A 13,085-nucleotide genomic window follows, 5' to 3' on the forward strand; every position below is an offset into this window, starting at 1 on the left:
GCAAGGTTTATGCTTGCTTTTCATCATACTTATATTGTCCAATAAGTAACTTAACAACGTGTACAAATAATTCCGTTCGGTCGACATAATCATCTGTAAAAATACCGATAGCACCTTCGTGACTACGAATATCTTTTCGCTCTACAAACTCTTCCATCACTTCACTTAGCTCTTTTCCTTCTTCAAGCGGTGCTAAAAAATCGTCTGGTAACTTAATACGTGCCCCGCCTGCTACAAATGTTTTACCGTCAATCGTCGCTAAAGCACCCCAGTTACACATAAATAACCCATGCTCCGTTTTCATAACGCCGCCTTCTAGCCCAATGCCGATATGAGCTTCACCTTCCTGTAACGCTCTCTTCGCCCTATTTACTGCTCCTTGCATCGTCTCTTCATCTGAGAAAGGCTGGTTTGCCACTCCTGACGGAACAGAAAGAGATGTAATTTCAGCATCTTTCCAAACCTTCTCCACAGCCCCAACTTTCGTTTTATTCTTCGATCCAACTACTACCTTCATTTCACTCACCTCTATATAAATTCATTATTCTATCCTAATACTAGCCTCGAACACCAAATCGGTCTTCATGACTGAGGCTTATACGTAGTGCAACTGACCGCACACACGCATCGCTGGGTCATCTCTCCCATCAAAAAAAGAAAGTAGCTTTCCACAATATTTTCAGCTCCGAACACAAAAACAGTCTCCCGCTTTCTTCCTATCCGGGGTTTAAATGCATCGCTCGACCACCAATTAAGCACTAACCGCCACCACTCATCGCTGGGCCATCTCTCCTACCTAAAAAAAAGAAAGGCTCTTCAGCCCTTCCTTTCTACGCGTTATTCTTAATTGTCTCTAACGTCGTTTTGTCCGTCGCTCTCACAAGCTTCGTAATTAATTCCTTCGCTGCCGCATAATCATCAACATGTAAAATAGAAGCATGTGTATGAATGTAGCGTGCACAAACACCAATTACTGCTGATGGGATACCAGAGTTACTTGTATGCACACGGCCCGCATCTGTACCACCTTGTGAAATAAAGTATTGGTACGGAATGTTATGTGTTTCTGCTGTATCTAAAATAAATTCACGCATTCCTCTATGTGTTATCATTGTGCGGTCATAAATACGAAGAAGCGCTCCTTTTCCTAATTGACCGAACTGCGTCTTATCACCAGATGCATCATTTGCTGGACTTGCATCAAGCGCATAGAAAATATCTGGTTGAATCATATTTGCAGCAGTTTGTGCTCCGCGAAGACCTACTTCTTCTTGTACAGTCGCACCAGAGTATAATGTGTTTGGTAATGTTTCATCTTTTAATTCTTTTAGCAATTCGATAGCAAGACCACACCCATAGCGGTTGTCCCAAGCTTTCGCCATAATTTTCTTCTCATTTGCCATCGGCGTGAATGGACAGATTGGCACGATTTGTTGCCCTGGCTTTATGCCAATTTCAATCGCATCTTCATAACTATCTGCACCTATATCAATTAACATATTTTTTATATCCATCGGTTTTGCACGTTGCGCATCACTTAATAAATGAGGCGGAATAGAACCAACAACCCCAATAACAGGACCATTCTTCGTCATAACTTGTACACGCTGAGCTAATAGTACTTGGCTCCACCAGCCACCTAACGTTTGAAAACGAAGCATCCCATTTTTCGTAATTTGCGTAACCATGAAACCTACTTCATCCATATGACCTGCTACAAGAACGCGCGGGCCAGTTTCGTCCCCTTTTTTCAGGCCAAATACGCTACCTAAACCGTCTTGCACAATTTCATCAGCATATTTGCTTAATTCTTGCTTCATAAAACGGCGTACATCATGTTCAAAACCTGATGCACCTTGTAATTCTGTTAACGTACGAAATAATTGTAATGTCTCTTTATTCACGAAGTCCCCTTCTTTCAAACCTTAGTAGAATACCTCTTTTATTGTAACGAAATTTTCGAAATGTTTCTAGTTTCTTCTTTTTTAGTTGCATTTGCATTATAATTATTATTGGTACACTATTTTTATTTTACAGAATTGAGGTGAATATATGAGCTGGAAAGGTTTAGTCACAGGTCTTGGCGTTGGGTTCGCAGCTGGTTATTTCGTTGCAAACAAAGTACAAGAACAATCCCATATTTCTTCAGAAAAAGCATTGAAAATGGTGAAACAAGCATTAAGTCATAAAGGTGAAATTACTGGCTCTTGGGTACATATGGTTCCAGAGACATTTGAAAAATATGATGTCGCGTACGAAGTTTATCGCGGCGGTCTTACAACGATGTTAGATGAAATACAAGAACGATTTGAATTTTTAGTTGATGCTAAAACAGGCACTGTCTTAGAAGTTATAGCAGCATAAAAAAAAGCTAGTAATTACTAGCTTTTTTAAGCTTCTACAATCGTTTTTCTCTCTATCTTTTCCACTATATGCCCTTCTTCATTCCACTTTACTGCACGGTAATATGCATCATGATAAAAAGTAAACCACGCCTCTTTTTCAGCACCATACTTCATCCACTTTTGTTTATGTTCAATCGATGTCATCGGATAATCATCGTATGCCATTACCCATAATACATTTTGATGTGCATGCGTCGGTAAAATATCCGCTAAATGAAGCATCGTTTCACCTTGACTTTCAAGAATGACAACGGCATGTCCATCACTATGACCACCTGTATGCGCCATTTTTATTTCATCCGTAATTTCTATTTCTTGCCTGAACGTAACAATCTTATCAACGATTGGCTCCCAATTTTCCTTCCAATATGTATTACGCGATCTAACATTGGGATTTTTCATTTCATTCCATTCAGTCTCACTTACATAAATCGTTGCGTTCGGAAACGCCGGAACAAGGTGATTTCCCTCCCATTTTGTTAAACCAGATGCATGGTCAAAATGAAGATGTGTCATTAAGACGTAATGAATATCTTCAGTACGCAGTCCCAGTTTTTCTAAAGATTCCTTAACTGATGATTCTTCTGTTACACCTTGATTCCGCTTCATTTTCTCATTCAATTTACCGTTCCCTATCCCTGCATCAATAAGCATGTTTCCTTCTTTCGTTTGCAAGAGTAACGGATCTGTTCGTAAATAAATATGATTTGTATCATTATGTTTATATTTGCGTGACCAAAGTACTTTTGGCACAACTCCAAACATCGCGCCTCCATCTAAATGTGTATTCCCACCTTTTAGCCACGTCACTTTTATATTTCCAATTTGTAACTGTTCCATATCCAATCCCCCTTTTTTTATTTAATTTTAACATAATATTCCGATTATTTTTCATATAAAAAACCTATGCATTACTGCATAGGCTCCGTACGATATTTTGCTTCAACTCGGTAAATACGATGACCTTTACTAGAGAATTTCTCTTCGTATTCTGTCATAATGTTTCCTTCATAATCACTATTATGAAGATCTAGGCTAAGGTAAGTTAATAACATACCATACTCAGCCATACTCATAAGAGAATATTCAAATAAGCTTTGGTTATCAGTTTTGAAATGAATTTCTCCACCATCTACTAACACTTCTTCATAATTGCGTAAAAATGCTTTATACGTTAAACGACGCTTCGTATGACGATTCTTCGGCCATGGATCTGAGAAGTTTAAATAAACGCGGTCAATTTCACCTTTCGCAAAGAAAACTGTTAAATCTTCAGCATCTTTATTAATTAACTTTAAGTTCGGTACTTCTTCTTCAATTAATTTATCAAGTGCATCTACAACAACACTTGTGAATTTTTCAATTCCAATATAGTTTATATGTGGATTTGCTTTTGCCATATCATACATAAAGCGGCCACGTCCTGTACCTACTTCAATATGAATTGGCTGTTCATTTCCAAATACTTCTTTCCAGTTACCAGCGCGCTCCTCTGGGTTCCCAATTACGATATGTGAATACTCATTAATTCGATCCATTGCATAAGGCTTATGTCTTAAACGCATAGATGTCTCCCTCTCTTTACAAAACTATTTTAAAGGAAAAATTCCTTCTTTCTGTTTTAATCAATCTATCAAACAAAAAACCAAGTACGTACGAGCACTCGGTCCGTTTCTTTCAAGTATAAGATGTACCATTTTGATAAAAACTACATAAAGCATTAAACATTCCATGACGAAACAGCTTTTTCTCTTACATTTCTAGGGAGAGAAAAACACTCGAAAGGATGATCCGTTCATGCCAATTAATCAACAGCATCAATTAGAAGTGTTAAAAGATATTTTAATCAATCATCAAAGTGATTGCTGCGGGACAGTTTCTGAATGCGAGCAATTAGAGCGCCTCATTCAATCGTTACTCGCAAACGATAGTATAAGTAGTGACACTAAAGCAATGCTAAACGATGTATATTCTTATAGTCAATCGGGTAAATCTTCCTCTAATTTGGACAACCATATTTCCAATAATCAAGAACAACTTACTCAGTGGATTGCTGGAATGGACAATTTTTCTTAAGTATTATTCTGAAGCAAGTAGTTGCTGTAAATATTGATGCCAATATTTCGCTTCTGCTTGCTGCTTTTTTGTTGTGTGCCATTGAATAGATAAAATCGTTTGTGCTATCACATACCATCTCATACGCCTAAGCAACGATTCATCTAGTTCAACCTCATAATATCCGAGCCACTCACTCCATTCATGGCGCGGAACATACCAATATAATAACATACCAATATCCAGAGCTGGATCAGCAATAACAGCTCCATCCCAATCAATTAAAAACAATTCATCTTCATCCGACAATATCCAATTGTTATGGTTTACATCACAATGGCATACAACGAATTCATTGTACTCAATATCTTTTAATGACTCAGTTAAATATTGAAGACCTTGCTGAATTGTTTCATCAACCCTTATATCTCCTCTTAAAACGAGCTGTAATTGTTGTAATAACTCTTGCCCATGAAGCGGCTGCTTCCCTAGCCTTTGAATCATCTGCACAAGTGCTTTAGAGGAGTGTATTTTCTTCAAAAGTTTCGCAACACGTTCTAGTTTCATATCCTCTGGCTCTAACTTCTGTCCCGGAAGCCATTTTTGAGCAGAAATTACATCACCGTTCGTTACCCTTCTTGTCCAAAGTAATTTTGGAACAATTCCTTCTGCTGACAATACCGCTAAAAAGGGCGATGTATTCCGCTTTAAAAATAACTTTTGTTGTCCGTTTTGCGCAATATATGCATCGCCCGTTACTCCACCAGCCGGTATAAGACTCCACTCTTTTCCTAATAATTGTTCCAACCATTCCATATTCATTACCCGTTAACAAATCCTTATCTTTTATAGTTATGAAAAGAAAAACCGCAACATTTCTACACATGTTGTGGATTCATATATTTTACTGTATTTGAATGAAAAAACTTGGCATAAGCCGAAAACAGGATAAATCACCTGTTCTTCTAGTTTATTTTACAAAATCACTCATAGAATGACAACTTATCAAAATCGTCACCTTTGTCAATTCTACATTTATTACATTCTCATCGTCAAGTAGCGATTTGTCACATTATCGTCAATATATACGTGCTAATTGGAGCCAATTGAAGTTCCTTTCCTCTAAATGAAGAAATTGGCTCTATTTTTGCTTGCTTTTCGTTTACTAACACATGCCACGTTTCTTCTTTTGGAAGCTGCACCGTTTTAGCTTCCAAACCGCTATTGAATAGCACAACAATCTCTTTCCACGGCCCAAATAATTCTACATGTTGCAGGTGGTATGCAAGTGCTTCTTTTGATGTTTGCAAAAAAGTCATATGCTTTTTTATAAGGTCAGCGCTTTTTAATCGGAATGCCCCATGCTCCTTCCGAATCGCAATTAAACCTTTTATATAGTTAACTGTCTCCATCTCTTTTTCTTTTTGATCCCAATCTAATTGATTAATTTCATCATTTGCATTATAACTATTTTCATTTCCTTGCTTCGTACGATAAAACTCTTGCCCCGCATGTAAGAAAGGAATACCTTGTGAAAGAATAACCATTGCAGTTGCTAAGCGATGACGCCTTTTCAAAATTTCTTCTGATTCTGGATTACTTTGCACTAGTTTATCCCACATCGTCATATTGTCATGACATTCTACATAGTTAATGCTTTGTACTGGCTCTAGGAACAATCCTGTTTCTTTCATACTTAAAAGGCTACCAGCTACTATATACTGCAAATGATTACAGTCTACATGCCCACCAAATGCAAAGCCACGTTTATTTATATTAAAAGTACTTCCTTTTACTCCATCACGAAATTGATCATTAAACTGTGCGATACATGGCATTTTATTCGCATTATTTAACGTCGCTTTCTCTTCAAGAGGAAGCGGTGTTTGTAAATCCCATCCTTCACCTAATAACAGCGCATCCTGCTTTATTTTTCGCACTTCTTTTTCTAACGTATTCATCGTTTCAACATCTGAAATCCCCATTAAATCAAATCGGAATCCATCAACATTGTATTCAGTAAGCCAATATAAAACAGATTCTATAATAAATTTCCTCATCATTTTCCGTTCAGATGCTATATCATTTCCAACTCCCGTCCCATTAGAAGGCATACCATCTTCCCCATGACGAAAATAATATCCCGGGACAAGCTTCTCAAATGATGATAATTCTCTTTCATAAACATGATTATATACAACATCTATAATCACTCGAATGCCGTGATCATGAAATGTTTCAATTAGTTGTTTACACTCTACTATCCTGTTATACGGATCAGAAAGGTTTGTAACATAAAATCCTGTTGGTATATTGTAATATAATGGATTATATCCCCAATTATATGCGGAAGCAGGATTCACTTCATCTATACCACCAAAACAATGTAAAGGTAATAGTTCAACATGTGTAACGCCTAAATCTTTTATATGAGACAATCCTGTTAATGTCCCATTTCTTCCCGTTGTCTCTTCTTCCATCAATCCTTTATATGTTCCCTTTTTATTCACTCCACTGTTTGGATGAATAGTAGCGTCACGAATATGCAGTTCATACAATATGGCATCTGTCATTGACTGTAATGGTGATAATTCCTCTCGTTTTGTTACATTCGTCTTTTCCAAATCGATAACAACGCCGTATTTCCCATTTACAGTCACTGACTTTGCGTAAGGATCAACCGCTTCGTTCCATATTAAATTAATACAAACAAGGAATGTATATCTTGCTCCATCATGATCACCTTGTAATGTATGAATCCACACTCCGTTTTCTTCTCTGTACATTTCATAATCAATATATTCTTTATCACTTTTATAAATCCGTACTTTCGCAAGCCTTGCGGTCGGAGCCCATACTTTAAATATTGTTTCTTCTTTTTTATACACAGCACCTAAGTCGGTACCTTCGTAATAATATTTTTCATCGAAAACTACTGTTCGAATCACAGCGCCTATTTGTAAATCTGTTTCTTCATTCCGTTCATCCCGTACTGTATAATACTTCCCCACATCTAGCGGCTCTTCTATAAAACATTCATACTTCGTTGCATCTGGAAGAGCAATAGTATGAACAATCGGTAACTCTTTCACATTGCTTCCTTCTTGTAAACGAAATGTCCGGCTTGTTCCATACGCATGCGGGAGCAAAATTGTAATTTTATTCATTTCATCTAAATAGGCATCAAATGGACGTTTTACTTTCAACATAAAAAATCACCATCATTCTTAAAGTTAAAATGAAACGAGCTGCACATGATAAGGCTTTTCTTATCAGCGAAGCTCTATACAGTAACATATTATTCCCTATAGTATATTCACCTGTATAAAAAACGTTTTCACACATTCTATTTTTGTAATTTTATTTCGGCAACTAGTCTATACTTTGGCGTTTCCTTAACGTGAGATTCATACAAAGTAATCGTATCTGCTCGAAATGATGTTACGGGTAAATCTTTTACATTTGTCAGATCAAATACTTTTTCTCCTACCCATTTACGAGCAACAGTAATATGTGGATGATAAGGACGTGTCTCTAGAGAAAAACCATTTTCTTCACAAATTGTATGCACTTGTTTTTGCAACTGAACCAAATCATTATTCTCACTTACCTTGGCCCAAAAAATACGCGGCTCTTCTTCTAGGCCAAACGTTGAAAATTCTTGTAACGTGAACGATAGTTCTTTTGTTTCTGTAAGTATTTGCAATCCATTCTTTATTCCTTCTAATTGTTCCTCTGTCGCACTTCCTAAAAATGAAAGTGTAATATGATAGTCTTCTTCATGTACCCACGAGCGAAATGGTAATTCATCCTTCATTTCCTCTTTATAATTAGAGAGCACTTCTTTTATATGACGTGGTAAAGTTACTGCGACAAAATAATGCGGCACCATCTACATCGTCTCCTTTATGTTATTGTTGCTTTTCTTGCTTATCTCATTCAGCTAAAAAGAATCCGCCCTCTAAAGTAGAGAGCGGTCATTATTTACATATCTTTTATTTCGCTAATTCATGAATTGCTTGCGCATAAATCGCTGTTGCTTTTAATAAATCTTCAATTTCAATGTACTCGTCTTTTTGATGCGCAAGTTCTTCTTTTCCTGGGAATAACGGGCCAAATGCAACGCCAGCTTTCAATGAACGAGCATAAGTACCACCGCCAATTGCTAACAATTCAGCTTTTTCACCAGTTTGTTCTTCATATACGCGTTGCAAAGTACGAATTAACGTATGATCTTTGTCAACGTGATGCGGGCGAGAGTTAGAATAATCCGCTACTTCAAATCCATGAGTACCAACATATTTTTTTAACTTTGCAATCGTTTCTTCAAAGTTAGTCGTAACTGGATAGCGTACATTTAATCCTAAATTACCACCGCTTTCTTGCGAGTAAGACAGGCGACCAACATTCACTGTTAACGGGCCGCTAATATCGTCTTTATAAGAAATACCTGCTTTTTCTCCAATAATATCACCTGTAAATGTTTCTGTTACAAACGATGCAAAGGAAGCCCCTTTTCCATCAAGAGAAACTTTCGTTAAGCAGTTTGCCAATAATAAACCTGCATTTTCTCCCTTTTCTGGAGTAGATCCGTGAGCTGAAATCCCTTTGATTTGCAACGTCACCGTATTTCCTTCTACAATTGCTTTACCTATTTTTTTAGCAGTTTGTAAATACTCTTCATATGCTACTGTAAGTGCATTTACATCTTCTCCTGTAATAACTGCTTCTGCAAAATCTGGAACCATATTTAAACGACGACCTGACTCAAATGAAATAAGCTTAAATGTGCCTTCTTTCTCTTCGCTACCATTTTGCACAACTTGTATGTCAGAAATTCCTTTTTCCGCATTAATAATTGGAAAATCTGCATCCGGCGCAAAACCGATTGTTGGCATTTCTTCATTTTTAAAATAATGATCTACACACTTCCAATTGCTTTCCTCATCTGTTCCTAAAATCATACGAACACGTTTTGAAAGAGGTAAGCCTAATTCTTTAACGATTTTCATCGCATAATAAGCTGCCATCGTCGGCCCTTTATCATCAATTGCACCGCGTGCAAAAATCTTCCCGTCGCGAATATCCGCACTATACGCAGGAGTTGTCCAGCCATCTCCTTCTGGTACAACATCAACGTGACAAAGAATACCTACTAATTCTTCTCCTTGTCCCATTTCAAGATGACCTGCATATCCTTCTAAATTTTTAGAAGCGAAACCTTCTGCTTCTCCTTTATGTAACATGAAAGATAAAGCTTTTTCTACACCTTCACCAAATGGTGCGCCCTCTTTCGCAGATTCTTCTTCCCATACACTTTTAATTTGTAAAAATTGTTGTGTATCACGAATTAAATCATCTTTTCGTTTTGTAACTTCTTCTGTCCAATTAATCGTTGACATCACGCATCCATCCTTCACTATATTGTCTCTTTCATCATAGCAAACGAAAATCTCTTATGCCATACATGAAAACCTAATAACGAACAATTGTAATATTTCAGATATTTCCCATTAGTTTTTCTTTTATTTTTTCAAAAAATTTTGCAGGAATTTGGCGTTTTACGTAGAAATTTATGAGTTAGTTGACTGACCAAATATACAATGTCAACTACCAATATTTTTCTATATGAATCTTTGTTAAACTTTTGTAAAATTTAAGTAGATTAAAGCATGAATTTTATCATGTAGAGTACAATGGTAGTAACGACCTTCTTTCCTGAATGGGGTCAAAAAAACTGGTAGAGGAGTGGTTTTCTCTTGAAACCTACAACTACTCGTATGCTAACACGCATTAAATCAATTTATATGTACATCAATGAAAACGGTACGGTAACAACGAAAGACCTTGTAGATGAGTTCGGGATCACACCGCGAACGATACAACGTGATCTAAATGTGTTGCAGTTTAATGAACTCGTGTATAGCCCTTGCCGCGGCAAGTGGACAACGACAGGAAAGAAAGTGAGAATGACCTCATAACAAAAAATAATTGTATGTAAATAAATACATACCCCTTTCTAACTCATTAGAAAGGGGTCTTTTCTATGCTCTGAAATTGGCGTTACTTTTCGTTATCTACTTGATACGTCTTTAATATTTCTACTTCTTCATCTGTTAATTCACGATATTGCCCAAGTTCTAACTCTTCATCTAACACTAAAGGTCCCATCTCTGTTCTCTTTAAATACACTACTTTTTTCCCTACCGCTTCAAACATACGCTTCACTTGATGGAATTTTCCTTCTGTAATAACAAGCTCAATTTCGGAAATATCATCACTTTTTAAAATTGTAAGTTCGCCTGGCTTCGTTTCATAGCCATCTTCTAAAATAACACCTTTAGCGAATTCTATTACATCCTCTTCCGTTACAACGCCTGAAATGTGTGCATAATATTTTTTCGGCACATGCTTTTTCGGAGATAATAGTTGATGCGTTAACTTCCCATCATTTGTGATTAATAAGAAACCTTCTGTATCAATATCGAGCCTTCCAACAGGGAATGGATCGAAAATCGCATCTTCTAATTCTAATAAATCTATTACTGTTTCGTGGTTATCATCTTCTGTCGCTGAAATAACACCTTGTGGTTTATGCATCATTAAATAAACAAACTCTTTATATTCCACAACTTCACCGTGAATCATAACCTCTTGCTCTTCTATATTCACATGAAACTTCGCATCTTTCACTGGCGTTCCATCAATTTTCACAACGCCGTCTTTCAGTAATTTCTTTACTTCTTTTCTACTTCCGTGTCCCATATTCGCTAATAATTTATCTAATCTCATGTTCTTCACCTTCTTTATTTATCATAGAAAAGGGGACGTATTTACGCCCCTTTTGATTTCAACTTTATTTTGAATCTACTACCAAGTTTACGCTGGATTTTCTCTAAAGCTTCTCCGCCAAATACTCTTTCTAGTACTCCTGTGCGAATCGCTAACAATCCGTAAACAAGACCACCAATACCTGCACAAATCGCAACTGTAATAAGAGCACCAATACGGCCATCAGGCGAAATCATGAAGGATAGAAGCCATTGTGATAGTTTTACAGCAATAACCATTACAAGTGTTAATACTGCAATTTGGAATGTTCTCTTATATACAACACCAAATGAATAGTGTGCGTGTTTTTTGATTTGTCTATTCGTATACCATACGGAAGCTAAGAAACCGACTGCAGTAGCTAAAATCGCCCCAACTGTACCGAAATAACGAATAAAGATTACGTTACATACAAATTTCAAAATAACACCCATCACAAGCGCAATAACCGCATGTTTCTGCTTGTTAATCCCTTGCAAGATAGCTGCTGTTACTGTGAATAAAGCGAATAACAATGCAACTGGTGCATACCACATTAATACTTGTCCACCTAGTGGATCTGAATCGTAGAAAGCAGTGTAAATTGGATATGCAAGTGTAGAAATACCGATAACTGCTGGCAATGTTAAAAACATATTCGCCTGGAATGTTTGTGTAATTTGTAATTTTAAATAACGGTATTGCTTTTCAGTAAACGATTTTGTAATCGCTGGTACGAGCGTTAAACTAAACGCTGTTGCAAGTGATACCGGAATCATAATTAATTTATGCGTCCACATCGTGAAAATACCAAGTGCTCGCTCTGCGATATCCCCTTGACCAATCGCCTGCATAATAGAGTTAAATGTCAATGTATCAATTTGTTGATATAAAGGAATTGTTAACCCAATTACGACGTAAGGAATTGCATATGCAAACAACTCTTTAAACAATTGAGCGGTACTCACCGTTGATTCTGGTACAGTTTGCTCAATTAAATATTGATCCAAATATTTTTTACGTTTTAACCAGTACCAAATTAATACGCCAAGTGCTCCAACTGCTGAAACGAACGCAGCGAATGTCGCAACCCCAACTGCCGTTGCTACTGTACCGCCAAGTACTTTAATAACGATGAAACTACCCGCTAATAAAAAGACGATACGAATAATTTGCTCAATAATTTGTGAAACCGTAGTCGGTCCCATCGATTGGTGGCCTTGGAAATAACCACGAATCAAACTTGCTGCCGGCACAACAATAAGCGCAAAACTTACGAGGCGAATAATCGTCGTAACTTCTTCTATCTTATTTTGTAAACTTTGTTTACCAAGCATTGCTTCTGCAAATAATGGTGCGGTCATGTACAGTACTAAGAAGGAAAGAACTCCTGTTACTATCATCATAACCATTCCCGAGCGGAACATTCTCCGGCTCGTTTTATAATCTCCGAGTGCATTATATTTGGAAACAAACTTCGAAACAGCAAGCGGCACCCCTGCCGTTGCGATACTTAAAAATATCGTATATGGAATGTATCCATATGTATAGAGCGTTCCGCCTTCTGTGCCTACTAATGCATGAAACGGAAAGACGTAAATCATGCCTAAGAACTTTACTAAAAATGTCCCTAACGTCACAATAAGCGTTCCGCGCAGAAATTTTGAATCGGACATACAAAAATCCTCCTACATCTACATAAAGTGAAACTATAATCAGTGGGAGACTCTCCTCCTACTAACCATTCGAGCATTTACAGGCCGCTTTAACTCCCCTTTACTTCTCTTAAATCTTAAGGTAGTAGTCTTATTGCCC

Annotated in this window: 13 protein-coding genes; 3 read left to right on the forward strand and 10 right to left on the reverse strand. The window is 37.1% G+C overall.

Annotated elements, in window-relative coordinates; translation table 11 throughout:
* Positions 1-7: 7 nt before the first annotated feature.
* Together MHI07_RS22065 and MHI07_RS22070 are read right to left on the reverse strand one after the other, a co-directional pair.
* Positions 8-517: a DUF84 family protein gene (locus MHI07_RS22065; protein WP_078173970.1), complete on the reverse strand. Its 510-nt coding sequence runs from the start codon at positions 515-517 to the stop codon at positions 8-10.
* A gap of 313 nt (positions 518-830) precedes the next feature.
* Entirely contained in the window at positions 831-1,904 is a 1,074-nt protein-coding gene (locus MHI07_RS22070) for a M42 family metallopeptidase (protein WP_078173974.1), read from the reverse strand.
* 148 nt (positions 1,905-2,052) lie between these two features.
* On the opposite strand from MHI07_RS22070, the gene MHI07_RS22075 reads away from it, so the two are divergent.
* Positions 2,053-2,364 (forward strand): PepSY domain-containing protein, encoded by a 312-nt coding sequence (locus MHI07_RS22075; RefSeq protein WP_002112333.1) that lies wholly within the window; start codon positions 2,053-2,055, stop codon positions 2,362-2,364.
* Positions 2,365-2,390: 26 nt separating this feature from the next.
* On the opposite strand, the gene MHI07_RS22080 is transcribed toward MHI07_RS22075, so the two are convergent.
* Together MHI07_RS22080 and trmB are read right to left on the reverse strand one after the other, a co-directional pair.
* Positions 2,391-3,245 (reverse strand): YtnP family quorum-quenching lactonase, encoded by an 855-nt coding sequence (locus tag MHI07_RS22080; protein ID WP_002112334.1) that lies wholly within the window; start codon positions 3,243-3,245, stop codon positions 2,391-2,393.
* Between the two features lie 71 nt (positions 3,246-3,316).
* Positions 3,317-3,970, reverse strand: a complete 654-nt coding sequence (gene trmB / locus MHI07_RS22085; RefSeq protein WP_016106380.1) for a tRNA (guanosine(46)-N7)-methyltransferase TrmB — start codon at positions 3,968-3,970, stop codon at positions 3,317-3,319.
* Between the two features lie 232 nt (positions 3,971-4,202).
* On the opposite strand from trmB, the gene MHI07_RS22090 reads away from it, so the two are divergent.
* A complete protein-coding gene (locus tag MHI07_RS22090; RefSeq protein WP_002160191.1) occupies positions 4,203-4,481 on the forward strand; it encodes a YtzH-like family protein in 279 nt (92 codons plus the stop codon).
* Between the two features lie 3 nt (positions 4,482-4,484).
* On the opposite strand, the gene MHI07_RS22095 is transcribed toward MHI07_RS22090, so the two are convergent.
* The 4 genes from MHI07_RS22095 to pepV form a co-directional block, all read right to left on the reverse strand.
* Positions 4,485-5,282: a phosphotransferase family protein gene (locus tag MHI07_RS22095; protein ID WP_002160190.1), complete on the reverse strand. Its 798-nt coding sequence runs from the start codon at positions 5,280-5,282 to the stop codon at positions 4,485-4,487.
* Between the two features lie 245 nt (positions 5,283-5,527).
* Positions 5,528-7,669, reverse strand: coding sequence for a type I pullulanase (gene pulA / locus MHI07_RS22100; protein ID WP_165497492.1), 2,142 nt, complete (start codon positions 7,667-7,669; stop codon positions 5,528-5,530).
* A 137-nt stretch (positions 7,670-7,806) separates the two neighbouring features.
* Positions 7,807-8,352 (reverse strand): RNA 2',3'-cyclic phosphodiesterase, encoded by a 546-nt coding sequence (gene thpR, locus MHI07_RS22105; protein WP_204208863.1) that lies wholly within the window; start codon positions 8,350-8,352, stop codon positions 7,807-7,809.
* Positions 8,353-8,455: 103 nt separating this feature from the next.
* Positions 8,456-9,862 (reverse strand): dipeptidase PepV, encoded by a 1,407-nt coding sequence (gene pepV / locus MHI07_RS22110; protein ID WP_340826318.1) that lies wholly within the window; start codon positions 9,860-9,862, stop codon positions 8,456-8,458.
* A 357-nt stretch (positions 9,863-10,219) separates the two neighbouring features.
* On the opposite strand from pepV, the gene MHI07_RS22115 reads away from it, so the two are divergent.
* Positions 10,220-10,441 (forward strand): DeoR family transcriptional regulator, encoded by a 222-nt coding sequence (locus MHI07_RS22115; RefSeq protein ID WP_000805512.1) that lies wholly within the window; start codon positions 10,220-10,222, stop codon positions 10,439-10,441.
* 82 nt (positions 10,442-10,523) lie between these two features.
* On the opposite strand, the gene MHI07_RS22120 is transcribed toward MHI07_RS22115, so the two are convergent.
* Together MHI07_RS22120 and MHI07_RS22125 are read right to left on the reverse strand one after the other, a co-directional pair.
* Entirely contained in the window at positions 10,524-11,252 is a 729-nt protein-coding gene (locus tag MHI07_RS22120; RefSeq protein ID WP_002160186.1) for a pseudouridine synthase, read from the reverse strand.
* Between the two features lie 41 nt (positions 11,253-11,293).
* Positions 11,294-12,946, reverse strand: coding sequence for a putative polysaccharide biosynthesis protein (locus MHI07_RS22125; protein WP_002112344.1), 1,653 nt, complete (start codon positions 12,944-12,946; stop codon positions 11,294-11,296).
* Positions 12,947-13,085: the final 139 nt, after the last annotated feature.

The organism is Bacillus sp. FSL H8-0545, assembly GCF_038006105.1.
GTDB classification, from domain to species: domain Bacteria; phylum Bacillota; class Bacilli; order Bacillales; family Bacillaceae_G; genus Bacillus_A; species Bacillus_A cereus_U.

What these genes read in the sequence shown, in the direction of transcription:
- pepV (WP_340826318.1), bottom strand. Translation starts at nt 9,862, where the DNA reads ATGTCAACGATTAATTGGACAGAAGAAGTTACAAAACGAAAAGATGAT.
- thpR (WP_204208863.1), bottom strand. Translation starts at nt 8,352, where the DNA reads ATGGTGCCGCATTATTTTGTCGCAGTAACTTTACCACGTCATATAAAA.
- MHI07_RS22075 (WP_002112333.1), top strand. Translation starts at nt 2,053, where the DNA reads ATGAGCTGGAAAGGTTTAGTCACAGGTCTTGGCGTTGGGTTCGCAGCT.
- MHI07_RS22065 (WP_078173970.1), bottom strand. Translation starts at nt 517, where the DNA reads ATGAAGGTAGTAGTTGGATCGAAGAATAAAACGAAAGTTGGGGCTGTG.
- MHI07_RS22095 (WP_002160190.1), bottom strand. Translation starts at nt 5,282, where the DNA reads ATGAATATGGAATGGTTGGAACAATTATTAGGAAAAGAGTGGAGTCTT.
- MHI07_RS22080 (WP_002112334.1), bottom strand. Translation starts at nt 3,245, where the DNA reads ATGGAACAGTTACAAATTGGAAATATAAAAGTGACGTGGCTAAAAGGT.
- trmB (WP_016106380.1), bottom strand. Translation starts at nt 3,970, where the DNA reads ATGCGTTTAAGACATAAGCCTTATGCAATGGATCGAATTAATGAGTAT.
- MHI07_RS22120 (WP_002160186.1), bottom strand. Translation starts at nt 11,252, where the DNA reads ATGAGATTAGATAAATTATTAGCGAATATGGGACACGGAAGTAGAAAA.
- MHI07_RS22090 (WP_002160191.1), top strand. Translation starts at nt 4,203, where the DNA reads ATGCCAATTAATCAACAGCATCAATTAGAAGTGTTAAAAGATATTTTA.
- pulA (WP_165497492.1), bottom strand. Translation starts at nt 7,669, where the DNA reads ATGTTGAAAGTAAAACGTCCATTTGATGCCTATTTAGATGAAATGAAT.
- MHI07_RS22125 (WP_002112344.1), bottom strand. Translation starts at nt 12,946, where the DNA reads ATGTCCGATTCAAAATTTCTGCGCGGAACGCTTATTGTGACGTTAGGG.